This is a genomic window from Bradyrhizobium sp. CCBAU 45321 (genome assembly GCF_028128975.1).
GTDB lineage: Bacteria > Pseudomonadota > Alphaproteobacteria > Rhizobiales > Xanthobacteraceae > Bradyrhizobium > Bradyrhizobium yuanmingense.
Genome location: NZ_LFKZ01000125.1, coordinates 281602 through 304306 on the forward strand (window position 1 = coordinate 281602; position 22705 = coordinate 304306).

General features: G+C 64.5%; 26 protein-coding genes. 17 read left to right on the forward strand and 9 right to left on the reverse strand.

Features of this window, described 5'->3' with window-relative positions; genetic code table 11:
- Window positions 1-102 precede the first annotated feature (102 nt).
- Window positions 103-1599, reverse strand: a complete 1497-nt coding sequence (locus ACM43_RS23030; protein ID WP_271542981.1) for a sigma-54-dependent transcriptional regulator — start codon at window positions 1597-1599, stop codon at window positions 103-105.
- A gap of 127 nt (window positions 1600-1726) precedes the next feature.
- Between ACM43_RS23030 and ACM43_RS23035 the strand changes: the two genes are divergently transcribed.
- The 13 genes from ACM43_RS23035 (at window position 1727) to ACM43_RS23095 (ending at window position 12552) form a co-directional block, all read left to right on the forward strand.
- The gene (locus tag ACM43_RS23035; protein ID WP_271542982.1) at window positions 1727-3664 is read left to right on the forward strand and encodes a M3 family oligoendopeptidase; all 1938 of its coding nucleotides are present in this window, start codon (window positions 1727-1729) and stop codon (window positions 3662-3664) included.
- Window positions 3665-3746: 82 nt separating this feature from the next.
- Window positions 3747-3971 (forward strand): AbrB family transcriptional regulator, encoded by a 225-nt coding sequence (locus ACM43_RS23040; RefSeq protein WP_035998672.1) that lies wholly within the window; start codon window positions 3747-3749, stop codon window positions 3969-3971.
- A gap of 12 nt (window positions 3972-3983) precedes the next feature.
- On the forward strand, window positions 3984-4379 hold the full coding sequence (locus tag ACM43_RS23045; RefSeq protein ID WP_271542985.1) for a type II toxin-antitoxin system death-on-curing family toxin: 396 nt from the start codon (window positions 3984-3986) through the stop codon (window positions 4377-4379).
- Between the two features lie 97 nt (window positions 4380-4476).
- Window positions 4477-4629, forward strand: coding sequence for an aa3-type cytochrome c oxidase subunit IV (locus ACM43_RS23050; protein ID WP_035998674.1), 153 nt, complete (start codon window positions 4477-4479; stop codon window positions 4627-4629).
- Between the two features lie 140 nt (window positions 4630-4769).
- Window positions 4770-5897: a Re/Si-specific NAD(P)(+) transhydrogenase subunit alpha gene (locus tag ACM43_RS23055; RefSeq protein ID WP_157288160.1), complete on the forward strand. Its 1128-nt coding sequence runs from the start codon at window positions 4770-4772 to the stop codon at window positions 5895-5897.
- A gap of 11 nt (window positions 5898-5908) precedes the next feature.
- Window positions 5909-6226 carry a proton-translocating transhydrogenase family protein gene (locus ACM43_RS23060; RefSeq protein WP_035998681.1) on the forward strand — a complete coding sequence of 106 codons (318 nt, stop codon included), beginning with the start codon at window positions 5909-5911 and terminating at the stop codon, window positions 6224-6226.
- Between the two features lie 39 nt (window positions 6227-6265).
- Window positions 6266-7663, forward strand: coding sequence for an NAD(P)(+) transhydrogenase (Re/Si-specific) subunit beta (locus ACM43_RS23065; protein WP_057028050.1), 1398 nt, complete (start codon window positions 6266-6268; stop codon window positions 7661-7663).
- Between the two features lie 17 nt (window positions 7664-7680).
- On the forward strand, window positions 7681-7851 hold the full coding sequence (locus tag ACM43_RS23070; protein ID WP_271542990.1) for a hypothetical protein: 171 nt from the start codon (window positions 7681-7683) through the stop codon (window positions 7849-7851).
- Between the two features lie 28 nt (window positions 7852-7879).
- On the forward strand, window positions 7880-8677 hold the full coding sequence (locus ACM43_RS23075) for an alpha/beta hydrolase (protein WP_271543099.1): 798 nt from the start codon (window positions 7880-7882) through the stop codon (window positions 8675-8677).
- Between the two features lie 97 nt (window positions 8678-8774).
- The gene (locus ACM43_RS23080; protein WP_442869340.1) at window positions 8775-10109 is read left to right on the forward strand and encodes a sodium:proton antiporter; all 1335 of its coding nucleotides are present in this window, start codon (window positions 8775-8777) and stop codon (window positions 10107-10109) included.
- A gap of 49 nt (window positions 10110-10158) precedes the next feature.
- Entirely contained in the window at window positions 10159-11256 is a 1098-nt protein-coding gene (locus ACM43_RS23085; RefSeq protein ID WP_157286898.1) for a calcium:proton antiporter, read from the forward strand.
- Window positions 11257-11268: 12 nt separating this feature from the next.
- Window positions 11269-11553 carry a cupin domain-containing protein gene (locus ACM43_RS23090; RefSeq protein ID WP_271542994.1) on the forward strand — a complete coding sequence of 95 codons (285 nt, stop codon included), beginning with the start codon at window positions 11269-11271 and terminating at the stop codon, window positions 11551-11553.
- A 93-nt stretch (window positions 11554-11646) separates the two neighbouring features.
- Window positions 11647-12552, forward strand: coding sequence for a hypothetical protein (locus tag ACM43_RS23095; RefSeq protein ID WP_271542996.1), 906 nt, complete (start codon window positions 11647-11649; stop codon window positions 12550-12552).
- A 26-nt stretch (window positions 12553-12578) separates the two neighbouring features.
- On the opposite strand, the gene ACM43_RS23100 is transcribed toward ACM43_RS23095, so the two are convergent.
- Both ACM43_RS23100 and rpsU read right to left on the reverse strand, forming a co-directional pair.
- Window positions 12579-13229, reverse strand: coding sequence for a tetratricopeptide repeat protein (locus ACM43_RS23100; RefSeq protein ID WP_157286896.1), 651 nt, complete (start codon window positions 13227-13229; stop codon window positions 12579-12581).
- Window positions 13230-13330: 101 nt separating this feature from the next.
- A complete protein-coding gene (gene rpsU / locus ACM43_RS23105; RefSeq protein ID WP_008546194.1) occupies window positions 13331-13627 on the reverse strand; it encodes a 30S ribosomal protein S21 in 297 nt (98 codons plus the stop codon).
- Between the two features lie 259 nt (window positions 13628-13886).
- Between rpsU and aqpZ the strand changes: the two genes are divergently transcribed.
- Window positions 13887-14609, forward strand: a complete 723-nt coding sequence (gene aqpZ, locus ACM43_RS23110; protein ID WP_271542999.1) for an aquaporin Z — start codon at window positions 13887-13889, stop codon at window positions 14607-14609.
- Between the two features lie 46 nt (window positions 14610-14655).
- Here aqpZ and ACM43_RS23115 read toward each other — a convergent pair whose 3' ends face one another.
- A complete protein-coding gene (locus ACM43_RS23115; RefSeq protein WP_271543001.1) occupies window positions 14656-15762 on the reverse strand; it encodes a 5-(carboxyamino)imidazole ribonucleotide synthase in 1107 nt (368 codons plus the stop codon).
- A complete protein-coding gene (gene purE, locus ACM43_RS23120; RefSeq protein WP_271543003.1) occupies window positions 15759-16247 on the reverse strand; it encodes a 5-(carboxyamino)imidazole ribonucleotide mutase in 489 nt (162 codons plus the stop codon). The genes ACM43_RS23115 and purE overlap by 4 nt, the downstream gene beginning before the upstream one ends.
- A 142-nt stretch (window positions 16248-16389) precedes the next feature.
- Between purE and ACM43_RS23125 the strand changes: the two genes are divergently transcribed.
- Window positions 16390-17097, forward strand: coding sequence for a GGDEF domain-containing protein (locus ACM43_RS23125; protein ID WP_271543004.1), 708 nt, complete (start codon window positions 16390-16392; stop codon window positions 17095-17097).
- 1 nt (window position 17098) lies between these two features.
- On the opposite strand, the gene ACM43_RS23130 is transcribed toward ACM43_RS23125, so the two are convergent.
- The 3 genes from ACM43_RS23130 to ACM43_RS23140 form a co-directional block, all read right to left on the reverse strand.
- Entirely contained in the window at window positions 17099-17350 is a 252-nt protein-coding gene (locus ACM43_RS23130; protein ID WP_157286891.1) for a hypothetical protein, read from the reverse strand.
- Between the two features lie 22 nt (window positions 17351-17372).
- Window positions 17373-17591 carry a hypothetical protein gene (locus tag ACM43_RS23135; protein ID WP_271543007.1) on the reverse strand — a complete coding sequence of 73 codons (219 nt, stop codon included), beginning with the start codon at window positions 17589-17591 and terminating at the stop codon, window positions 17373-17375.
- Window positions 17592-17722: 131 nt separating this feature from the next.
- Window positions 17723-17929, reverse strand: coding sequence for a YdcH family protein (locus ACM43_RS23140; RefSeq protein ID WP_008546179.1), 207 nt, complete (start codon window positions 17927-17929; stop codon window positions 17723-17725).
- 330 nt (window positions 17930-18259) lie between these two features.
- On the opposite strand from ACM43_RS23140, the gene ACM43_RS23145 reads away from it, so the two are divergent.
- On the forward strand, window positions 18260-18442 hold the full coding sequence (locus tag ACM43_RS23145; RefSeq protein WP_008546178.1) for a YdcH family protein: 183 nt from the start codon (window positions 18260-18262) through the stop codon (window positions 18440-18442).
- Between the two features lie 146 nt (window positions 18443-18588).
- On the opposite strand, the gene ACM43_RS23150 is transcribed toward ACM43_RS23145, so the two are convergent.
- Window positions 18589-19713, reverse strand: a complete 1125-nt coding sequence (locus tag ACM43_RS23150) for an NAD(P)/FAD-dependent oxidoreductase (protein ID WP_271543009.1) — start codon at window positions 19711-19713, stop codon at window positions 18589-18591.
- Between the two features lie 202 nt (window positions 19714-19915).
- On the opposite strand from ACM43_RS23150, the gene ACM43_RS23155 reads away from it, so the two are divergent.
- Window positions 19916-22600: an EAL domain-containing protein gene (locus ACM43_RS23155; protein ID WP_271543011.1), complete on the forward strand. Its 2685-nt coding sequence runs from the start codon at window positions 19916-19918 to the stop codon at window positions 22598-22600.
- Window positions 22601-22705: the final 105 nt, after the last annotated feature.

The window sequence follows — 22705 nt, forward strand, 5'->3', positions numbered from 1 at the left end:
GTCACTTCCAAGTCACGGTTCAAACCGCAGACGAATTCCGTCGTCACGCGAACGGCTTAGAGCGATCTCGCACCGCCGCGCGAAGCTTCGTTCGCACTGGGCTCAATGCGTCTCCTCGCCGCTTTTGCCGCCATGCCCGGGAACCCCGGCCTCGTCGAGTTTGCGGTAGAGCGTCGAGCGGCCGATTTTGAGTCGGCGAGCCACTTCGGACATCTGGCCGCGATAATGCGAGATGGCGAAACGGATGATCTCGTTCTCCATGGCCTCCAGCGGGCGGACATCCCCGGTCGCAGTGAGCATGGACAGCGTTCCCACCGCGGGGAGCGGGGCGATTGGTATTTCATTACCCGATACCAGGGAGGGCGTCGCCGCCGGCTCGAGCAACAGCGGAGCGGTCGGAATATCCGTGACGGGATGCGCCTGCGAGGCCAGCAGGGGGAAGTCGCCGAGACCGAGCTGGTCCCCATCGCTCATCACCACGGCGCGATAGACCGCGTTCTCGAGCTGGCGGATGTTGCCGGGCCAGTCGAGCTGGGCAAGATGGGCCACCACCTCGCCGCTGATCCCCGTGATCGGGCGGTTCTCCTCGGCGGCAAAGCGCGTGATGAAATGCCTGAGCAGGTGCGGGATGTCCTCACGCCGCGCGCGGAGCGAGGGGATCGTCAGTGGCAGCACGTGCAGCCGGTAGAACAGGTCTTCCCGGAAATGTCCCTGCTTCACCCGCTCCAGCAGCTTGCGATTGGTGGCCGAGATGATGCGGACATCGACCTTGACCGGTTTGCGGCCGCCGACCGATTCCACGGCGCCTTCCTGGAGCGCGCGCAGCAGCTTCACCTGCGCCGTCAGCGGCAGCTCGCTGACCTCGTCCAGAAACAGCGTGCCGCCATGAGCCTCGACGAACTTGCCCGTGTGCCGCTCGGTGGCGCCGGTGAAGGCGCCCCTCTCATGGCCGAACAGGATGGACTCGACGAGGTTATCGGGAATTGCGCCGCAATTGACCGCAACGAACGGCTTGGCCTTGCGCTCGCCGCTGCCATGGATGGCGCGCGCGAACATCTCCTTGCCGACGCCGGACTCGCCCTCAATCAGCACGGGGATCGCGGAGTTTGCCGCCTTCTGGGCGGCGCGCATCACGCCCGTCATCGCTTCGGAGCGGGTGATGATGTCGGAGAAGGTGAGCCGTCCTTCGCGGCTGTGACGGATGCGCTGCAATTCGCCCTTGAGCGCGGACGTGTTGAGCGCGTTGCGAAGCGAGACCTGGAGCCGCTCGACGCCGACCGGCTTGACGACGAAATCGGCCGCGCCCGCGCGCATCGCGGAGATCACGTTGTCGATGCCGCCATGGGCGGTCTGCACGATGACGGGGACGCTCAGCCCCGCTTCGCGGATCTTCGCCAATACGCCCATGCCGTCGAGGCCGGGCATCACGAGATCGAGGATGACGGCGTCGATGGTTGGTCCGTCGGGGGCAGTGAGGGCGGCAATTGCGGCGTCACCGGAGTCCACGACGACCGTCTCATAGCCGCATTTCTGCACCATGTTCTCGACCAGCCGGCGGGCTACAGCGTCGTCGTCGGCGATCAAAATACTGGCAGCCATGGTGTTCCCCGCACGCTACTACTATCTGTCTCGAATCGGGGCACTCTGGCCGAAGCCGATTAACGCACGCTTAAACCTTGATGTCCCCGCCTGCCGCCGCGATTGTTGAACACAGGTTTCCCACACAATGAATTCGCGCTCCAAGTCCGCCTTGAACAAGTCTGCCTTGAACAAGACCGCTCTCAAGAAGTCTGCTCCCGGCAAGCCCGCTCCCCGCAAGCCAAGCACCAAAAAATCCGCCGCCAAGGCAAGACCCTCCAAAGCTGCACCCTCCAAAGCTGCGAGCAAGACCGGCAAGCTTCCGGAGTGGAACCTGGCCGACCTCTATTCCGGGATCGCGGCGCCGGAGGTGGCGCGCGATCTCGAAAAGCTGGATGCCAACTGCATCGCCTTCGAGACGGACTACAGGGGCAAGCTGGCGACAGGGACAGCAAACGAAGATGGCGGAAAGTGGCTCGCCGAGGCGGTGCGACGCTATGAGGCGATCGACGATCTCGCCGGCCGTCTTGGCTCCTATGCCGGGCTTGTCCATGCCGGCGACAGTGTGGACCCTGCGATTTCAAAGTTTTACGGCGACGTGTCCGAGCGGTTGACGGCGGCGTCCACGCATCTGTTGTTCTTCGCGCTCGAGCTCAACCGGATCGATGACGATATTTTGAATCGCGCGATGCAGGCCGCCGAGCTCGCGCACTACCGTCCCTGGATCGAGGATCTGCGCAAGGAGAAGCCGTACCAGCTCGATGACAAGCTGGAGCAGCTTTTCCTGGAGAAGGCGCAGACCGGCTATTCAGCCTTCAACCGGCTGTTCGACCAGACCATCTCCGGCCTGCGCTTCAAGGTCGGCACCAAGGAGCTCGCGATCGAGCCGACGCTCAACCTGTTGCAGGACCGTGACGGCTCCAAGCGCAGAAGCGCGGCGGAGGCGCTGGCGAAGACCTTCAAGGCCAATGAGCGCACCTTTGCGCTGATCACCAACACGCTGGCCAAGGACAAGGACATCTCCGACCGCTGGCGCGGCTTCAAGGACGTTGCCGATTCCCGCCATCTGAACAACCGCGTCGAGCGCGAGGTCGTCGACGCGCTGGTCGCCTCGGTTCGGGCGGCCTATCCGAAGCTGTCGCATCGCTATTATGCGCTGAAGGCGAAATGGTTCGGCAAGAAGCGGCTGGCCTATTGGGACCGCAACGCGCCGCTGCCTTTTGCGGCGACCGATGTCATCGCCTGGCCGGAGGCGCGCAGCATGGTGCTGACGGCCTATCGCGGCTTCTCGCCTAAAATGGCCGATATCGCCGAGCGCTTCTTCACCGACCGCTGGATCGACGCGCCGGTGCGGCCGGGCAAGGCGCCCGGTGCGTTCTCGCATCCGACCACGCCGTCGGCGCACCCTTACGTGCTCATGAACTACCAGGGCAAGCCGCGCGACGTGATGACGCTCGCGCATGAGCTCGGCCATGGCGTCCATCAGGTGCTCGCGGCAAAGAACGGCGCGCTGATGGCGCCGACGCCGCTGACCCTGGCGGAGACCGCGAGCGTGTTCGGCGAAATGCTCACCTTCAAGCGGCTGCTGGCCCAGACCAAGAGCGCGAAGCAGCGCCAGGCGCTGCTCGCCGGCAAGGTCGAGGACATGATCAACACCGTGGTGCGGCAGATAGCATTCTATTCCTTCGAGCGTGCGGTCCACACCGAGCGCAAGAACGGCGAGCTCACCGCGACGCGGCTCGGCGAGATCTGGCTGTCGGTGCAGGGCGAGAGCCTCGGGCCGGCGATCGAGATCAAGGCGGGTTACGAGAACTACTGGATGTACATCCCGCACTTCATCCATTCGCCGTTCTACGTCTACGCCTACGCGTTCGGCGACTGTCTCGTGAACTCGCTCTATGCCGTCTACGAGAACGCGGCCGAGGGTTTCGCCGAGCGCTATCTCGACATGCTCGCCGCCGGCGGCACCAAGCACTATTCCGAGCTGCTGCGGCCGTTCGGGCTCGATGCGAAGGACCCGAAATTCTGGGACGGCGGGCTCAGCGTCATCGCCGGGATGATCGACGAGCTGGAGGCGATGGGCTGACGCATTCGCCATCCGTAAAACATCCGTTGAACCGACTCTGTTGGTTGTGTTATACAAGTGTATAACGCGCCGGAGGTCAGCCATGAAAATTGAGATCAAGAAGATCGGCAATTCGGATGGTTTGCTGTTGCCACGCGAGCTGATGCAGCGCCTCGATCTCAAGCGCGGCCAGCAATTGCATGTGGTGGAATTGCCTGGTGGTGGTTTTCAGCTGCTGCCCTACGACCCCGATTTCGAGCGGACGATGGAGATCGCCGACGAGATCATGGATAAGTATCGCGACACGCTCGCTGCGCTCGCAAAATAGCTGGCGATGCGCATGAGCGATCCTCAGGAGCCGCTCTGGGTCACCTACGAGCAGGCTGTCGCAATTCATGGTCGACAGCTCCGGCGCTTCGGCGGTGCGCCGCGATTGCGCGACGAAGGCATGCTGCGCTCGGCGCTGGAGCGCCCGATCAACAAATGGCGCTATGGACAGGCGCCGTTGGACGAACTCGCTGCAGCCTATGCATTCGACCTCGCGAAAAATCATGCATTCGTCGACGGAAACAAGCGCATCGCCTTCATGACCATGATGGCTTTTCTTCGCAAGAACGGCGTAGCTTTCAGCCCCGATCCCGCAGAAGCGACAACGATCATCCTCTCTCTCGCTGCCGGCGAAGTCAGCGAGGAGAGCCTCGCGCGCTGGATCCGGGACAATTGGAATTCCAAATGACCCGATTTGCGGGAAAACCCCGCCTCGGTGCCGTTGCCCTGTCTAAATCTTTCAGGTATCCCAGCCCGAGAATTCGACGTTCGACTGGGGACATTCCATGGCTGACCATAGCGAAGTGGCATACACCACCGCCGACGGCAACGACTACGTTGCCCACGAGCAGACCTATGAGGGCTTCATCAAGCTGGTGAAGTACGGCACGGTCTCGGTCGCGCTCATCGTGATCCTGATGGCGGTCTTTCTGACCTGATCCATCGTCGGCTGCATCCGCCAACGCCGGCGGCTGCTCATTAATTTTGCATACAAGCCGGTTTCAAAACCGGTATCCAAACGTTGCGGGAGTAACGCTAAGTTCGCGTGCGCGCTTTTGTCCGCGTCGCTGGAGGGCCTATGAAGATCGCCGTTGCCAAAGAAATAGATCCGTCGGAGCCGCGGGTCGCCGCTTCGCCTGATACGGTGAAGAAGTTCAAGGCGTTGGGCGCCGAGATCGCCGTCGAGCCGGGTGCCGGCATCAAGTCGGGGCTTCCGGATTCCGAATTCACCGCGGCCGGCGCCACCGTCAGCGCTGACGCGCTCAAGGACGCCGACATCATCATCAAGGTGAAGCGCCCTGAGGCATCCGAGCTGGCGCAGTACAAGCGCGGCACCCTCGTCATCGCCATCATGGACCCCTACGGCAACGATGCCGCGCTGAAGACGATGGCCGATGCCGGCATCGCCGCCTTCGCGATGGAATTGATGCCGCGCATCACCCGAGCGCAGGTGATGGACGTGCTGTCCTCGCAGGCCAACCTCGCCGGCTACCGCGCCGTGATCGAGGGCGCCGAAGCCTTCGGCCGCGCCTTTCCGATGATGATGACCGCAGCCGGCACCGTGCCTGCCGCAAAGGTGTTCGTGATGGGCGTCGGCGTCGCCGGCCTCCAGGCGATCGCGACCGCGCGCCGTCTCGGCGCCGTCGTGACCGCGACCGACGTGCGGCCCGCCACCAAGGAGCAGGTGGAATCCCTCGGCGCGAAATTCCTCGCCGTCGAGGACGAGGAGTTCAAGAACGCGCAGACCGCCGGCGGCTACGCCAAGGAAATGTCGAAAGAATACCAGGCCAAGCAGGCCGCGCTCACCGCCGAGCACATCAAGAAGCAGGACATCGTCATCACCACTGCGCTGATTCCGGGCCGCCCGGCGCCGAAACTTGTCAGTGCCGACATGGTCAAGTCGATGAAGCCCGGCTCGGTGCTCGTCGACCTCGCCGTCGAGCGCGGCGGCAATGTCGAGGGTGCGAAGCCGGGCGAGGTCGTCGATGTCGATGGCATCAAGATCGTCGGCTACACCAACGTCGCCGGCCGCGTCGCAGCCTCGGCCTCCAGCCTCTATGCCCGCAATCTGTTCTCCTTCATCGAGACCATGGTCGACAAGAAGGAGAAGAAGCTCGCCGTGAACTGGGACGACGAGCTCGTCAAGGCCACCGCGCTGACGAAAGACGGCGCCGTGATCCACCCGAACTTCCAGCCGAAGGTTTAAGGAGAGCCGCCATGGAGCACGCTGCACAGGTCGTCGACCCCTTCATCTTCCGGCTGTCGATCTTCGTTCTCGCCGTCTTCGTCGGTTATTTCGTGGTGTGGTCGGTGACGCCCGCGCTGCACACGCCGCTGATGAGCGTGACCAACGCGATCTCCTCGGTGATCGTGGTCGGCGCGCTGCTCGCCGTCGGCGTCGGCATGGTTTCGAGCGGCTCGGGCTGGGCACGCGGCTTCGGCTTCGTCGCGCTCGTCTTCGCCTGCGTGAACATCTTCGGCGGCTTCCTTGTCACCCAGCGCATGCTGGCGATGTACAAGAAGAAGTCGAAGTAAGCGGCCACCTCGGGCTGAAGGGATCAATGGGGACCTGAGATGAGCGCCAATCTCTCTGCATTCTTGTATCTCGTGGCGGGGGTGCTGTTCATCCTGTCGCTGCGCGGGCTGTCGAGCCCGGCAACCTCGCGCCAGGGCAATCTGTTCGGCATGATCGGCATGGCGATCGCGGTCGCCACCACGCTGGCGAGCCATCCGCCGGCCGATGGCGTGGCCTGGGTCCTCGTGATCCTCGCGGTCGCGATCGGCGGCGGCATCGGCGCGGTGATCGCCCGTCGCGTGCCGATGACCTCGATGCCGGAACTGGTCGCCGCCTTCCACTCGCTGGTCGGCATGGCCGCGGTGCTGGTCGCCGCCGGCGCGTTCTACGCGCCGGAGGCCTTCGACATCGGCAAGCCTGGCGCCATTCATGCATCAAGTCTGGTCGAAATGTCGCTCGGCGTCGCCATTGGCGCGCTGACCTTCACCGGCTCGGTGATCGCGTTCCTGAAGCTGTCCGCGCGCATGAGCGGCGCGCCGATCATCCTGCCCGCCCGTCACATCATCAACATCGCGCTCGCCGTGGCGCTGGTGTTCTTCATCGTCCGTCTCGTCCTCACCGGCGGCGCGTTCGACTTCTGGATGATCACCATCATCGCGCTGGCACTCGGCGTGCTCATGATCATCCCGATCGGCGGCGCCGACATGCCGGTCGTGATCTCGATGCTGAACTCCTATTCGGGTTGGGCGGCCGCCGGCATCGGCTTCACGCTCGGCAATTCCGCGCTGATCATCACCGGCGCGCTGGTCGGATCGAGCGGCGCGATCCTGTCCTACATCATGTGCCACGCGATGAACCGGTCCTTCATCTCGGTCATCCTCGGCGGCTTCGGCGGCGAGACGGCTGCTGCCGGCGGGGCCACGGGCGAGCAGAAGCCCGCCAAGCTTGGCTCGGCGGACGATGCCGCCTTCATCATGAAGAACGCCTCCAAGGTCATCATCGTGCCCGGCTACGGCATGGCGGTGGCGCAGGCGCAGCACGCGCTGCGCGAGATGGCGGACATGCTAAAGAAGGAAGGCGTCGAGGTGAAATACGCCATTCACCCGGTCGCCGGCCGCATGCCCGGCCACATGAACGTGCTGCTGGCCGAAGCCAACGTGCCCTATGACGAGGTGTTCGAGCTCGAGGACATCAACTCCGAATTCGCGCAGGCCGACATCGCTTTCGTGATCGGCGCCAACGACGTCACCAACCCGGCGGCCGAAGAGGACAAGACTTCGCCGATCTACGGCATGCCGGTGCTCCAGGTCTGGAAGGCCGGCACGGTGATGTTCATCAAGCGCTCGCTGGCCTCGGGCTATGCCGGCATCGACAATCCGCTGTTCTACCGCGACAATACCATGATGCTGCTCGGCGACGCCAAGAAGGTCACCGAGAACATCGTCAAGGCGATGTAGCGCCAGGCGCGCGGACCGTGGCCATCAACAAGGAATGGCACCGGTCCCATCGCATGCCGCCCAAAGCGACGCGCGAGCAGCGCATCGCCTGGCACGCTGCCCACAAGGCGGCGTGCGGCTGCCGCGACGTTCCGGCGAGCCTGCGGCCCGACGTCATGAAATTGCTGTGGAGCCGTCGCAAGCCCTAGTCTCAACCGAGGGGCCGGCCGCGCAATGATGACAATCGTCAAGTGGATCGCCATCCTGCTCGTGACCGTCTATCTCGTCGGTCTCGTCGTGCTGTACGTCCGCCAGCGCGAGATGCTGTTTCCGATCCCGCCCGTTGGCCGCACCGCACCCGATGCTGCGGGCCTTGCCGAGGCACAAGAGCATGTCCTGACCACGTCTGATGGCGAGCAGGTCATCGTCTGGCACGTGCCGGCCAAGCCCGGTCGTTCCGTGATCCTCTACTTCCACGGCAATGGCGATTTTCTCGCCGGCCGCGTCAGCCGTTTCAAGGCGATGACCGCCGACGGCACCGGCCTCGTTGCGCTGTCCTATCGCGGCTATGGCGGCTCGAGCGGGATGCCGAGCGAACAGGGCCTGCTGCGCGACGCTGCAGCCGCCTACGCGTTCACCACCGCGCGCTACGCGGCGGAACGAATCGTCGCCTGGGGCTTTTCGCTCGGGACGGGCGTCGCAGTCGCGCTCGCCTCGGAGCATCGCGTTGGAAAACTCATCCTGGAGGCGCCCTATACGTCGACGGCCGACATTGCGGGGTCATCGTTCTGGTTCGTTCCGGTCCGCCTTCTGATGCGCGACCCCTTCCATTCGGACCAGCGCATGTCGCGCGTCACGGTGCCGCTGCTCGTCATGCATGGCACCAATGACCATGTCATTTCGATCGTCTTCGGAGAGCGTCTGTTCGCACTCGCCCGCGAGCCCAAGCGGTTCGTTCGCATGGAGGGCGGCGGGCACGACGATCTCGATCAATATGGCGCGATCGAAACGGCGAGAGGCTTCATTGGCGGCTGACCGCTTGGCTCAACGTTACATCCCCGCGCTCGTCGTCTCCTGCTTGACGTTTCTGCCGCAGAACGCGCTTGCCGCGGCCGGCCTCGACGGTGCGGCGATGCGCTGGCCCTATGCGCTGCCCTTTGCCGGCTTGTTGCTGTCGATTGCAATGGGGCCGCTGCTGTTGCCGAAGATCTGGCATCACCATTACGGCAAGATCACCGCTGCCTGGTCGCTGCTGGCGCTCGCCGCGCTCGTCGTCTTCGCCGGCGGCATGGCGACACTGGCGGCGCTGGTCCATGCCATGCTCGCCGAGTATCTCGGCTTCATCGTGCTGCTGTTCGCGCTCTATGTCGTGGCCGGCGGCATCCTCATCACGGGCGACATCAAGGGCACGCCGGCGGCGAATGTCGGCATCCTCGCGCTCGGCACGCTGGGGGCGAGCATCGTCGGCACCACGGGTGCTGCGATGATCCTGATCCGCCCCTTGATCCGCGCCAACCGGCAGCGGCGCCACAACACCCATGTGGTCATCTTCTTCATCATCCTGGTGGCCAATGTCGGCGGCGCGCTGAGCCCGCTTGGCGATCCCCCGCTGTTCGTCGGCTTCCTGCATGGCGTTGACTTCTTCTGGACCACGCGGACCATCTGGTTGCAGACCACACTCGTCGCCGTCCTGCTGCTCGCGATCTTCGCCGTCGTCGATGTCTGGCGCTTTCGCAGTGAGTCGCCGCCCGCCGACACGGGCCGGGGAGAGCCGTTGCGCATCCGCGGCCTCGTCAATCTGGTGCTGATCGCAGCCATTGTCGCCAGCCTTCTCGCCTCGGCGATGTGGAGGCCGGACATTGCCTTCGACATTTTCGGTACCAAACTGGAGCTGGAGGACGTCGCGCGCAATCTGGCGCTGCTGGCCATCGCGGCGCTGTCGGTGTGGCTGACGCCCGACGAGCACAGGCAGGCCAACGGCTTCACCTGGGAGCCGATCCGCGAGGTCGCAAAACTGTTCGCGGGCATCTTCGTCGCCATCATCCCGGTCATTGCCATGCTCAATGCCGGCCATCACGGCGCGTTCGCCTGGCTGCTGTCGGCGGTGACGGCGCCGGATGGCGCGCCGCGCGAGGTCGTCTATTTCTGGTTCACCGGCCTGATGTCCGCGTTCCTCGACAATGCGCCGACCTATCTGCTGTTCTTCGAGCTCGCCGGCGGCAATCCGCAGGTGCTGATGCATCAGCTCTCGGGCACGCTCGCCTCGATCTCCATGGGAGCGGTCTACATGGGAGCGCTCACCTATATCGGCAACGCGCCGAACTTCATGGTGAGCAGCATCGCCCGCGAGAACGGCATCGCGATGCCGAGCTTCTTCGGTTATCTCCTGCGCGCCGGCGCCGTGCTGATCCCGCTGTTCCTGTTGCTGACGTTCCTGCCGGTCGCACCGATCCTGCACTGGGATTGAATCTGCCGGCCGATTTGCTATTGCTCGCTTTCGTAGTTGGAGCCGATGGATGAGCGCGCATGATCCGATGCCCCGGTCGGCCTGGGTCTTTCCGGCGCTGTCTCTGCTGTTGTTCGCAGCCGTCAGCGCCACGGATTACGTCTTCACGCTGTCGTTTGGCGGTCTTCTCTTCACCGCCGTCCTTCTGGTCATCCTGTTCGGCACGGTGTTCGCGGCGGTTCATCATGCCGAGGTGATCGCGGAGCGGGTCGGCGAACCCTATGGCACGCTGGTGCTGACGCTCTCGGTGACCATCATCGAGGTCGCGCTGATCACCACGATCATGCTGGGCGAAAAGCCCGCTCCGGCACTGGCCCGCGACACCGTGTTCGCCGTGGTCATGATCGTCTGCAACGGCCTCGTCGGGCTCTGCATCTTCATCGGCGGCCTGCGCTATCGCGAGCAGGGTTTTCAGCTCTCCGGCGCTAACGTCTATCTCAGCGTCCTGTTCGCGCTCGCGACCATCACGCTGATCCTGCCGAACTACACCACCACCACGCCGGGGCCGGTCTATTCGGCGGTCCAGCTCGGCTTCGTCGACGTGGTCACGCTGGCGCTCTATGCGGTGTTTCTCTACACCCAGACGGTCCTGCACAAGGATTACTTCGTCCACGAGCGGGCGTATGGCGGCAGCGGCGAGGTGCATCTGTCGGGCAGGATGCTGGTGCTCAGCGTCGTGCTGCTGCTGATCGCGCTGCTGGCGGTCGTGCTGCTCTCCAAGAAGTTCTCGCTGGTGGTCGACGCCGTCGCGGCCAAGATCGGCGCGCCGCCGGCCTTTGCCGGGCTTCTGGTCGCGCTTCTGATCCTGATGCCGGAAGGCGTCGCGGCCGTCTCGGCGGCCCGCCAGAACGACCTCCAGAAGAGCATCAACCTCGCTCTGGGATCGTCGCTGGCGACCATCGGCCTGACCATTCCTGCCGTCGGGGTCGCCACTTACGCGCTCGACAAGGAGCTCGAGCTCGGCCTCGGCGCCCAGGGCAGCGTGCTCCTGCTGCTGACCTTCTTCCTGAGCATGCTGACCTTCGGCACGGGCAGGACCAATGTCCTGTTCGGCCTGGTGCATATGGTGGTATTTGCCGTCTACGTCTTCATGGTTTTCGTACCCTAGAAGGAGCTCCCAGTGCTTGCCGCCCAGTCCGAGGTTCAGGTCGACAACGAAGAGGTCCGGGTGACGGAATGGCGGCTTGCCCCCGGCAGCGCCACCGGTCATCACACCCATGGCATGGACTATGTGATCGTTCCGGTCGTCGCTGGCGAGATGACCATCGTGGCGCCCAATGGCGAAAGGTCCAAGGCGCAGCTTGCCGCCGGGAAATCCTACTTCCGCAAGGCCGGCGTCCAGCATGACGTACTTAACGAAACCTCAACTGAGATCGTGTTCCTTGAAATTGAGCTGAAACGCTAGGGTCGCGCGCCCGTTTGCCATCGATCCGTCGCAGTTGATCCCTCACAATGCCCTAAAGTTCCCGCATCAGGTCGCGCGGGGAGTGTGGTCGGAATGCTGAAATACCTCGCAAAAATTTCGATGGATATTTTCCCCTCGGTGCTCGCGACGATCATCGGGGCCTACATCGTCAATCATTACATCAACGCCAAGCCCGCCGCCGACACCCCAGCTGCCGTGACCGCGCCTGCCCAGACCGGCAGCGACGGCAAGCCCACCGATACCGCCAACCTTCCCGCTCCCGGCGTCAAGGCCAAGGGCATCCCCGAGAAGAGCGTGACGGACAAGGCGGCGGTCGAGAAGCCGGCCGATCATCCGCCGGCCGCCGAGACCAAGGCCGCAGACGTGGCTCCCACTGAGACCGGCCCGCGCGGCCGTCCCTCTGCCCGCGACAAGGCCGCGGCGAAATCCGCACCGGCTGCCTCTGCTCCCGTGGTTGAGGCCAATTCGGCCCCGACAGCGGCATCCCCGGCCCCCGATGCCAACGATCTGGCGCGTGCTGCGATCGAGCGCCTGCGCAAGTCGCCCGAGGGCAAGGCTGCCGAGGCCAGAGCGTCCGAGACCAAGCCGTCCGAGGCTCGCGCGCCGGAGACCAAGCCGGCTGAGCCTGCGGTGCGGGACGCCGCCCGCACGCCGGAGGCCCCGCGGGTCGTGAATGTGGAGCCGTCTCCAGTCCGTCCGCTGCCGCCGCCGATCAATGTCTCGACGCCCTCACCCGAGGCCTATGGCAATGGGGGCTCCAATCCGCCGTACACGGCCTCGATCGGCAACGATGATCCGAATCGGGTGACGCCGCCGGCCGACATTCCCGTGCCGGTCATCGCACCGCCGCTCGACCTGCGTGCCGATGCGGGCGCCGCCCTGCCGCGGCCGAAGAAGACCAATGTCGCCGACGAGATGCTGTCGGGCATGAAGTCGATGTTCAACGCCGTTCTGCCCAAGAGCGCCACGCCCGACTAGAACTCCGCTCAGCCTGCGCCAAACCGTCAGCCGCCGACGCGGGCGAGACCGCTGCGGGCGGGTTCGTCGCGTGGACGAAGCGCGACCGCCTTGGTGTAGGACGCCGCCGCCTTGGCTTTGTCGCCCAGGCGCTCATAGACCTGACCGCGCGCGGTCCAGACTTGGGCATTGTTCGGATCGGCCTCGGAGGCTTCGTCGAGATCGGCTGCGGCCTCCTTGACCTTGCCGAGCGCGAGATAGCTGTTGGCGCGGCCCAGCAGCGGCTCGGCCTTTTGCGGGTTGAGTCCGCTGGCGGCGCTGAAATCGGCGATCGCGAAGTCGTGCTGGTTGTTGCCTTGGTAGATCAGGGCGCGGCCATAGAGCGCCTGCGCATTGTAGGGATCGAGGCCGATCGCGCGATTGAACTCGTCGAGCGCTGCCGCGGTCTCGCCCGACTTCGCCAGGGACTGGGCCTTCGCGGTATGGGCCTGGGCTTCGGTGACGTTGCCGGCGCTCACGGCGCTCTCGGCCGGCGCGGCGGCCTTGGGGGCCTCCTGCGGCTTGTCCTTCTCCGGCATCAGCGATCCCAGATCGAACGAGCAGCCGCCCAGCACGATTCCCGTCAGGGCCGCCGCGAGCGGCGGCTGCCAGATCCGGCGCCGTCGCGGAAGGCCGCGCTGGGAGAAAGGAGAGGCCATCTACGGTTGGCTCGCGCTAGAGCTTGATCCGACAAGTCCTCAAAACAATAACGCGGGCCTGGGGCCCGCGTCATCGAAAACTAGAGTCTTGCTGAATCGGCTCAGCGCGGTCCGCGCGGACCTGCGCCGGGGCCGCCACGACCGCCGCGATCACCGCCCGGGCCGGCGCCGAACACCGGCTTCGGCTTCATCGGCAGCAGGCCTTCGCGCTGCAGCTTCTTGCGGGCCAGCTTGCGCGCGCGGCGCACGGCTTCGGCCTTTTCGCGGGCCTTCTTCTCGGAGGGCTTCTCGTAATGACCGCGGAGCTTCATCTCGCGGAAAATTCCCTCGCGCTGCATCTTCTTCTTCAGCGCCTTGAGGGCTTGATCAACATTGTTATCGCGAACGAGAACCTGCACGCGGCATCCTCTTCAGGTGGATCGGATTTGAATTCTGGTAAGTCAAAGGGGATGGCGAAACGCGCAAGCCCTTAACCTTGAGCGCGCGGATGTATCAGACAAAACCGCAGATGTCCACCGGCCAAGCGGGTTTTCGGGCCAAGTTCGGCCATTAAATGCGGCGAAAATACCTCCATGCGGCCCCGATTTGGGCGATTTGGCGCCGAGGACGGGGCCGCGCCGGAGCTTGTTCCGGAATCTTTGCAATGAGGGGACCACAATGGACATCAAAAAATACGCTGCCGAAGCCATCGGCACCTTCTGGCTGACATTCGCAGGCTGCGGAAGCGCAGTGATCGCGGCCGGTTTCCCGCAGGTCGGCATTGGCCTTGTCGGCGTCTCCCTCGCCTTTGGATTGAGCGTGGTCACGATGGCCTATGCGATCGGTCACATCTCGGGCTGCCATCTGAATCCGGCCGTCACGGTCGGTCTCGCCGCCGGCGGCCGCTTTCCGGCCGGCCAGATCCTGCCTTATGTGATCGCCCAGGTGGCGGGCGCGATTGTCGCCGCATCGCTGCTCTATGTTATTGCCAGCGGGGCGCCCGGCTTCGACGTCAGCAAGGGCTTCGCATCGAACGGATACGGCGCGCATTCGCCCGGCCAGTACAGCCTGATGGCCGGCTTCCTCACCGAGGTGGTGATGACCATGATGTTCCTGTTCATCATCATGGGGGCAACCCATGGCCGCGCGCCGGCGGGTTTCGCACCGCTGGCGATCGGGCTCGCGCTGGTGATGATCCATCTCGTCAGCATTCCCGTCACCAACACTTCGGTGAACCCGGCACGCAGCACCGGCCCGGCACTGTTCGTCGGCGGCTGGGCGCTGGCGCAGCTCTGGCTGTTCTGGGTCGCGCCGCTGATCGGCGGCGCGCTCGGTGGGGTGATCTATCGCTGGCTCAGCGAGGAGCCCACCGGCATCGTTGCGGGTGTGAAGACGGCGTAAGTAATCACAATCACCCGGCGGGATTGCAGCCTTTGCTGCGATCCCGTCACTTGTCCCGGGGCGGCCTGACTTCGGTCACGTGGCCCATCTTGCGGCCGGGGCGCGGCGCGCCCTTGCCGTAGATGTGCACGGTCGCGCCCGGCACGCTCAGCCACTTTTCGTAATCGTTGATCTCGTCGCCGATCAGATTGGTCATGGTGACGACGTCGCCGTGGCGCACCGGCTTGCCGAGCGGCCAGCCGGCGATGGCGCGGATGTGCTGCTCGAACTGCGAGACGGAGGCGCCGTCGAGCGTCCAGTGCCCGGAATTGTGCACGCGTGGCGCGATCTCGTTCACCAGCACCTTGGGTCCGGTGCCGTTGTTCAGCACGAACATTTCGACGGCGAGCACGCCGACATAGTCGAGCGCGCTCGCGATCTTGCTCGCGATGCTGCGCGCCTCTTCGGCGAGCGCGTCAGGGATCGGCGCGGGCGCACGCGATATCTTCAGGATGTGGTCGCGGTGCTCGTTCTCGGTGAGGTCGAAGCACTCGACCTCGCCCGTGGCCGCGCGCGCAGCGATCACGGAGATCTCGCGCTCGTAGGGCACGAAGGCCTCCAGGATCGCCGATTTGGTGGCGAGGCTGGTCCACACCTTCGCGATGTCGTCGCCCTCGCGGATGATGGCCTGGCCCTTGCCGTCATAGCCGAAGCGGCGGGTTTTCAGCACCGCTGGAAGGCCGATCCCGGCGATCGCCTCGCGCAGCGAGGAGACGGAGGTGACGTCGGCGTAGGCGGCAGTGCCGATCCCGAGCTTCGTCACGAAATCCTTCTCGGCGAGCCGGTCCTGGGTCGTCTCGAGGATCTTGCGGTTGGGCAGCACCGGGCGGCGCGCGTCCAATACCAGCGCGGCTGCCGCCGGCACGTTCTCGAATTCGTAGGTGATGACGTCGACATCATGTGCGAACAATTCGAGCGCCTCGACGTCGGCATATTCGGCGCAGGTCGCGTTCAGCACGACGTCGAAGGCCGGTGAATCGGGATCGGGCGAGAACACCTGGCAGCGCAGGCCGAGTCGCGCCGCGGCCATGGCAAGCATCCGGCCCAATTGTCCGCCGCCGAGGATTCCGATGGTGTCACCGGGCTTCAGCTTCACGTGCCTGGTGTCCGTCACGCCTTGTCCTCCGGTCGCTCGGCGACCGCCTCGGTCTGGGCCTTGCGCCAGGCGGCGAGGCGATCCGACAGGGCCGAGTCGGACAATGCCAGCACCGCGGCTGCCAGCAGCGCGGCATTGATCGCGCCGGCCTTGCCGATGGCGAGGGTGCCGACCGGAATGCCCGCGGGCATCTGGACGATTGAATAGAGCGAATCGACGCCCTTGAGCGTCTTGGATTCGACGGGAACGCCAAACACCGGGAGTTCCGTCAGCGCCGCCGCCATGCCGGGCAGATGGGCCGCGCCACCGGCGCCGGCGATGATAATCTTGTAACCTGCGGCCTTGGCACCCTTGGCGAATGCGAACAGCCGGTCGGGCGTGCGGTGGGCCGAGACGATGCGGCTGTCGGCAACAATGCCGAGCGCGTCAAGCGTGTCGGCGGCGTGCCGCATCGTATCCCAGTCCGACTGGCTTCCCATGATGATGGCGATCGGCGCGGTCATGACGTCAATTGTGCCCAGAAAAACAGAGAGATAGGCCAGATTAATGATTCCGGCCGGCGGCTCGCAAGGCGGTGGCAAGGAGAAGGGAATCCACTATCCTGTCTTGGTGAATCCCCGCAAGCCTTCATTGAGCAGGATGCCCATGAAGAAACCGAAAAGGGCGAGCCCTGAGAAGGTCAGAAAGGGCCGGAACATCAGCGCCGCCCGACCCAAAGCCGTTTCGAGCCGCGCGGCCAAACCGGCCTTGCGCAGAGCGCCGGCTGCTGATGACGGCAAGGCGATCATCCGCGGCCTCAGGAGCAAGCTCAAGGCGGCCCTGCTGCGGATCTCGGAGCTCGAGGCGGCCGCCGATACCGATTTCCTGCTCGGGATTCCCAACCGGCGCGGTTTCGAGCGCGAGCTCGCGCGCGCCATCGCCTATATGAAGCGCTACCGCGCCAGCGGGGCGCTGATCGTGCTCGACGTCGATAGGTTGAAGCCGATCAACGATTCCTTCGGTCATGCCGCCGGCGATGAGGTGCTCAAGGCGATCGTCGCCACGTTGACGCGACAGGTCCGCGCCTCGGACGTGGTCGGCCGGCTCGGGGGCGACGAGTTCGCGCTGCTGCTCTGGAATCTCAGCGAGACCGATGCCAAGGCGAAGGCCGCGGCCCTGGAGCAGGCGATCGACGAATTGTCATTCGTTTTTCGCGGCCAGCACGTGACCGCGGGCGCCTCGGCCGGCGTCGCGCTGCTCGGTCCGCAATCCGCTGCGGGCCGCGCCCTGGAGGAGGCGGATGCCGCCATGTATGTGCGCAAGGCGAGCCGCCGGCACGAGCCGCGGATCAAGCTGGTCGGCAGCGAGCGCTAGTCTACAGGGAGGCAAGATCGTCCGGCACGTTGCCGAACTTGCGCAGCAGCGTCGCGTCGCCAAATTCGCCCGTCATGGGATCGCCGCTGCGGCTGAACGCGATTGCGCCGATATGGCCGGCGCCGCGCGCCAGCATCTCGGCGCGTCGCAGCGCCGCCGTCGAGGACTGGCACTCCTCTGCAGCGCCTGCGACGGGTGATCCGTCGTCATCGATCAAGAAGGGCATTGCAACGTAATAGGTCACATCCGACATGGCGTTGCTCCAAGGTTGAAGATTATGCGGCGCTGCTCTTGCTCCGCATCTTGCTGCGCGAGATCTCCGGAATGCAGCCTGCGGAAATCGCCGCCTGCAATTCCTCCAGCTCGGCTTCCAGATATTCGTTGGCCATGATCAGCGCCTTGATGGTGCTGCGCAGATTGCCGTCGCACATCGCGATCGCCTGATCGCAGGCCTGTTCGTAATGGTTGTTGTCGAAAAGGGCGGTTGCCGACATCTGCGTTGTCCTCGTGTGTTGTCCTTGAGCGTTCTCTGAGGTGTTGGGGTGCCCGCGAATGTTCCTATTTTGTTCTTATTGAGTCAAGCGGATTCGGAAGCGGCGGGGCGCCGCGCAAGACCGGCTCACGGTCAGGCGATGATGTCGGGGGTGATCTGGTCTTCGATGAACGCGATACGGTCGCGCAACAACAGCTTGCGCTTCTTCAGGCGCTGTAACCGCAACAGGTCGGGGGCGGGCGATTGATGCAACGCATCGATCGCCGCATCGAGATCTCGGTGTTCCTGCTGCAACCGGGTGAGCTCGGCTTCGAGCTCACGCTCATCTTCATTGGTCATGTCTGCGGTGGCCGAAAACCGATAGGCGTGAGATCCGGGCTGTGGATGCCCTGTGGAAATTATCGTCCTTGCGCCGCGTGATCGCAAGCGATCTGCGATCCCCCGTCGCCAATCTCCCGCAACATATTTCTGCAGGGAGCCGCGGCGGTGCGCCGGCGTATTGATATCATGGATTTTTCCGGCGTGGTTCCCTTAGTCACGCTTCGTTACATATGAACTTTCAAAAATGACGCTGCAACGACGGATACCCATCGACAGGACGAATCGGTGATGTAGACTTGGTTGTCCGGATCGAATCCTAAAGGTTCAACCCTACCGAGGAGGTTTCGAATGACAATTCAGGCACATCTCGTTGAATTGGAACGGAAGCACAAACTTCTCGAAAACGAATTGCACGAAGCTCTCGTGCACCTTTCAACAGACGACCTGCAAATTGTTGAGTTGAAGCGCCGGAAGTTGATGGTCAAGGACCAGATCGAGCGTCTGAAGCAATCTGGCGACACGCTCCACTAGTAACCCCCGTGACAGTGTAGAGTTGATCACGTCCTTCACGCAGGGATGAGAGCATTCGTGCTCATCCCTGCTGCAAGGTGTGTACCGTGCAACACGGTTGTGCGGCGCTCACTCTTGCTTGGACCCGTGGTTCTCGACGCGCACACTTATCCGCTTCTCGAAACGCTCTCGATGTCTGCGAGTTCGGCGACGTGATCGGCGATCGCGAGCGAGGACGTCAGTCCCGGCGATTCGATGCCGAACAGATTGATCAGGCCTGCAACGCCGTGATCGCGCGGGCCCTGCATCAAGAAATCCTGCGCGGCCACGGCCGGAGGCACGATCTTCGGGCGGATGCCCGAATAGCTCGGCATCAGCGCGCCGTCAGGCAGCGTCGGCCAGTATTTGCGGATCGCGGGATAGAAGCGCTCGGCGCGTGACGGATCGACCTCGTAGTCGATCGTCTCGATCCATTCGACGTCAGGCCCGAAGCGCGCCTGTCCTGCCATGTCCAGCGTCAGGTGCACGCCCAGGCCGCCGGGCTCTGGCACCGGATAGATCAGGCGCGAGAACGGCGCCCTGGCGTTGCAGCTGAAGTAGTTTCCCTTGGCGAGATAGGCCGGTGGAATCCGGTCCAGCGGCATGCCGTCGATGCTGCGCGCCACATGCGTCGCCGACAGCCCCGCGGCGTTGACGAGGAGGCTGCATTGCAGCGTCATCGGTGCCTCGCCGCCGGCATCGATCTCGATGAGGCCGGCCGCCGCCTTGGCACGGATCAGCGGGGTGTGAAACGCGAAAGCTGCGCCGGCGTCCTCGGCTTCGCCGCGCAGCGAGAGCATGTAGGCGTGGCTGTCGATGATGCCCGTCGACGGTGACAGCAGCGCGGCGTCGCAGGCGAGCGCCGGCTCCAGCGCGCGTGCGGCCTCGCCCGAGAGCAGCTGCATGTCGAGCACGCCGTTGGCCTCGGCGTGCGCCTTGATCGATTGCAGCTTCTCGGTCTCCTTCGGGCTGGTCGCGACGATCAGCTTGCCGCAATTCTTGTGCGGGATGCCGCGCTCGGCGCAGTAGCGGTACAGCGCGTGCTTGCCTGCCACGCACATGCGCGCCATCCAGCTCCCGGCCCGGTAGTAGATGCCGGCATGGATCACCTCGCTGTTGCGCGAGGAGGTGACGGTGCCGATCGCCTCGGCTTCCTCGAGCACGATCACCTCGCGCCCGGCCTGGGCGAGCTTCCGGGCCACCGCGAGCCCGACCACGCCGGCTCCGATGACGACGCAATCGACCCTATCCATGGTTGTGCAGGAAACCAGTTGGAAGCACCGGTGGCGCACGGTCCGGATGCGGCGGCGCAAGCGGGGCTTCCGTTAAGAAGTCGTTTATCATGTCAGGGCAATTGCCGCATTTTATGTCACATTATTCTGTTGTGCCCACAGGCGTTTACCCGATCCAAACCCGCGAGGCCAGACAATCCGACGTTGAAATCGCGGGTGGCTGATGGCTGAGAAGAACTGGCACGTGGGCAGCACGCTTTCGATTGCTGTGCACGCCCTCCTATGCCTGGCCGTTACGGGCGCGCCTGCGCGCGCCTTTGCGGCATCGGACAGACTTGCCGTTCCGGGCGATCTCACCAGGCTTGATCCCGGCGTGATCTGGGAAGCCCTCATCGCGGGCATCGTGGTCTGCTCGTTCCTCGCCGCGATCGGGCTGTGGATCCATTCCTCGCTGCGCCGGTCCAGCCGTTTGCAGCTGCGTCGCAACGCCTTCATCTCCTCCGCCATGAACAACCTCAACCAGGGCGTGGTGATGACGGATGCGCAGCGCCGCGTCATCTTCTGCAATGACCGCTATCTCGAGATCTATGGCCTGACGCGATCCGACCTCCGGCCCAACATGACCGGTTGCGACATCCTGAGGCTGCGCCGCGAGCGCGGAGTGCTCGGCGTCACCGATGACGAATTTTACGAGAAGGCATCGAGCGCCAATGGCCTGACCACGGAACTGCCGGACGGACGGGCCATCCTGGTGAAGTATTTCGTGTTGCCGAACGGCGGCTCGGTGGCGACCCACCTCGACGTCACCGAGCAGCGCAACCTGTCGCGGCAGCTCGCCTCCACCAAGCAGTTCCTGGAATCGGTGCTCGATCATGTGCCGGCCTGCGTGGCGGCCAAGAACATCGAGGACGGCTGCTACATTTTCGCCAACAGCGCCTATGAGAAGTTCTGGGGATTGTCGCGGGACTTCGCCGTCGGCAGGAATGCACGGGAGCTGTTTGCGTCGGCCTCGGCGGCCAGCATCGAGGCCGCTGACCAGGCGGCGCTCAATTCACCGGATGGCCAGCACCGCAATGAGTTCGAGGTGGATCGTGCCGGCGCGCGGCGCATGGTCGCCTCGATCCGGATCGTGGTTCGCAACGAGAGCAACAAGCCCGAATTTCTGCTCATCCTATTCGAGGACATCACCGACCGCCGCTCGCTGTCGCAGGAGCTGGAGAGCACCAAGAAGTTCCTCGAGCTCGTGGTCGACAACATCCCGGTTGCGCTGATCGTGGAGCAGGTCAAGGACGGCCGCTATCTGCTCGCCAACCGCAGCGCGGAGACGATCCTCAACCGCAGGCGCGAGGAAGCCACCGGCCTGACCGCGTCCGACATCTTCAACGCCAAGGAAGCCAAGCTGATCGTCGCGCGCGACGAGGCCGCGATCAGGAAGCGCGGGATGATCACCGAGGAGCATCCGATCTCCACCAAGAACGGCCTGCGGCTGTTCCTCACCCGCCGCGCCACCGTGGTCAATGATGCCGGCGAGCCGCAATATCTGATCAAGACCCACGAGGACGTCACCGACCGCCGGCAGACCGAGTCGCGCATGGCGCACATGGCCTATCACGACGGCCTCACCGATCTGCCGAATCGCGCCGCCTTCCTGCAGGCTCTGACCCAGATGATCGAGGCTTGCGAGGGCACCCGCGAGGAGTTCGCGGTGCTCTGCGTCGACCTCGACGGCCTTAAGGAGGTCAACGACGTCTTCGGCCATGCGCTCGGCGACAAGCTCCTGATCGAGGTCGCCCATCGGCTCCAGGATTCCGCACGCGGCGGCGTGGTGGCGCGCCTGTCCGGGGACGAGTTCGGCCTGATCATCGACGGCAAGCAGCCCGAGGCCGGCCTCGCGCTGGCGCGGCAGATCGGCGAAGCCGTCGCGAAGGATTTTCAGATCGACGGCCGGCCGGTCCGCGCCGGCATCACCACGGGCATGTCGGTCTTCCCCCACAATGGCACCGATGGCGCCTCGCTGCTCGCCAATGCCGGCGCGGCGCTGTTCCGCGCCAAGCAGAAGTCGCGCGGCACGATCAGCCTCTACCAGCCCGAGATGGACCAGCAGATCCGCGACCGCCGCGTGCTGCACCAGGACCTCTCCATGGCGGTCAAGAACGGCGAGCTCTCGCTCGCCTTCCAGCCGCAGGGGGCCGCGGGCCACAGCGTCGCCGAGAGCGAGATCATCGGCTTCGAGGCGCTGGCGCGCTGGCAGCATCCCGTGCGCGGCCAGGTTTCGCCGGCCGAATTCATTCCCATCGCCGAGGAGAGCGGCCTCATCGTCGAAATGGGCGAGTGGATCCTGCGCGAGGCCTGCCGCGAGGCGGCGTCCTGGCCGAAGCCGCTGCAGGTCGCGGTCAATCTGTCGCCGGCGCAGTTCATGCACGGCGACGTGGTCGGCCTCGTCCATTCGATCCTGATCGAGACGGGCCTTGCACCCGGCCGGCTCGAGCTCGAGATCACCGAAGGCGTTCTGATCGAGGATTTCGATCGCGGCCTTGCGCTGCTGCGCCGCCTGAAGGCGCTCGGCGTGCGCATCTCCATGGACGATTTCGGCAGCGGCTATTCCTCGCTGAGCTATCTCCAGGCGTTTCCGTTCGACAAGATCAAGATCGACCGCGCTTTCATCATCAATCTCGGCCGCAACCCGCAATCGGCGGCGATCGTGCGCGCCGTCATCGACCTCGGCCACGGCCTCGAAATGTCGATCATCGCCGAGGGCGTCGAGACGCTCGACCAGCTCGCCTTCCTCGCCAAGGAAGGCTGTGACGGGGTACAGGGCTATCTGCTCGGCAAGCCTTTGCCGATCGGCAAATATGCCGGGCTCATCGGCCGCGCCGAAGCCATGGAGCTTGCGCTGAAGACCGGTTAGAGCGTTTTCGAGCGAAGTGGACATCGGCTCGCGTCAAGAAAACGCGTCAGAATATGAATCTAGAGCCACCGTTCCGATTTCATCGGAACGGAAATCGCTCTAGTG

What these genes read in the sequence shown, in the direction of transcription:
- ACM43_RS23030 (WP_271542981.1), bottom strand. Translation starts at nt 1,599, where the DNA reads ATGGCTGCCAGTATTTTGATCGCCGACGACGACGCTGTAGCCCGCCGG.
- ACM43_RS23035 (WP_271542982.1), top strand. Translation starts at nt 1,727, where the DNA reads ATGAATTCGCGCTCCAAGTCCGCCTTGAACAAGTCTGCCTTGAACAAG.
- ACM43_RS23040 (WP_035998672.1), top strand. Translation starts at nt 3,747, where the DNA reads ATGAAAATTGAGATCAAGAAGATCGGCAATTCGGATGGTTTGCTGTTG.
- ACM43_RS23045 (WP_271542985.1), top strand. Translation starts at nt 3,984, where the DNA reads ATGAGCGATCCTCAGGAGCCGCTCTGGGTCACCTACGAGCAGGCTGTC.
- ACM43_RS23050 (WP_035998674.1), top strand. Translation starts at nt 4,477, where the DNA reads ATGGCTGACCATAGCGAAGTGGCATACACCACCGCCGACGGCAACGAC.
- ACM43_RS23055 (WP_157288160.1), top strand. Translation starts at nt 4,770, where the DNA reads ATGAAGATCGCCGTTGCCAAAGAAATAGATCCGTCGGAGCCGCGGGTC.
- ACM43_RS23060 (WP_035998681.1), top strand. Translation starts at nt 5,909, where the DNA reads ATGGAGCACGCTGCACAGGTCGTCGACCCCTTCATCTTCCGGCTGTCG.
- ACM43_RS23065 (WP_057028050.1), top strand. Translation starts at nt 6,266, where the DNA reads ATGAGCGCCAATCTCTCTGCATTCTTGTATCTCGTGGCGGGGGTGCTG.
- ACM43_RS23075 (WP_271543099.1), top strand. Translation starts at nt 7,880, where the DNA reads ATGACAATCGTCAAGTGGATCGCCATCCTGCTCGTGACCGTCTATCTC.
- ACM43_RS23080 (WP_442869340.1), top strand. Translation starts at nt 8,775, where the DNA reads ATGCGCTGGCCCTATGCGCTGCCCTTTGCCGGCTTGTTGCTGTCGATT.
- ACM43_RS23085 (WP_157286898.1), top strand. Translation starts at nt 10,159, where the DNA reads ATGAGCGCGCATGATCCGATGCCCCGGTCGGCCTGGGTCTTTCCGGCG.
- ACM43_RS23095 (WP_271542996.1), top strand. Translation starts at nt 11,647, where the DNA reads ATGCTGAAATACCTCGCAAAAATTTCGATGGATATTTTCCCCTCGGTG.
- ACM43_RS23100 (WP_157286896.1), bottom strand. Translation starts at nt 13,229, where the DNA reads ATGGCCTCTCCTTTCTCCCAGCGCGGCCTTCCGCGACGGCGCCGGATC.
- aqpZ (WP_271542999.1), top strand. Translation starts at nt 13,887, where the DNA reads ATGGACATCAAAAAATACGCTGCCGAAGCCATCGGCACCTTCTGGCTG.
- purE (WP_271543003.1), bottom strand. Translation starts at nt 16,247, where the DNA reads ATGACCGCGCCGATCGCCATCATCATGGGAAGCCAGTCGGACTGGGAT.
- ACM43_RS23125 (WP_271543004.1), top strand. Translation starts at nt 16,390, where the DNA reads ATGAAGAAACCGAAAAGGGCGAGCCCTGAGAAGGTCAGAAAGGGCCGG.
- ACM43_RS23130 (WP_157286891.1), bottom strand. Translation starts at nt 17,350, where the DNA reads ATGTCGGATGTGACCTATTACGTTGCAATGCCCTTCTTGATCGATGAC.
- ACM43_RS23135 (WP_271543007.1), bottom strand. Translation starts at nt 17,591, where the DNA reads ATGTCGGCAACCGCCCTTTTCGACAACAACCATTACGAACAGGCCTGC.
- ACM43_RS23140 (WP_008546179.1), bottom strand. Translation starts at nt 17,929, where the DNA reads ATGACCAATGAAGATGAGCGTGAGCTCGAAGCCGAGCTCACCCGGTTG.
- ACM43_RS23145 (WP_008546178.1), top strand. Translation starts at nt 18,260, where the DNA reads ATGACAATTCAGGCACATCTCGTTGAATTGGAACGGAAGCACAAACTT.
- ACM43_RS23150 (WP_271543009.1), bottom strand. Translation starts at nt 19,713, where the DNA reads ATGGATAGGGTCGATTGCGTCGTCATCGGAGCCGGCGTGGTCGGGCTC.
- ACM43_RS23155 (WP_271543011.1), top strand. Translation starts at nt 19,916, where the DNA reads ATGGCTGAGAAGAACTGGCACGTGGGCAGCACGCTTTCGATTGCTGTG.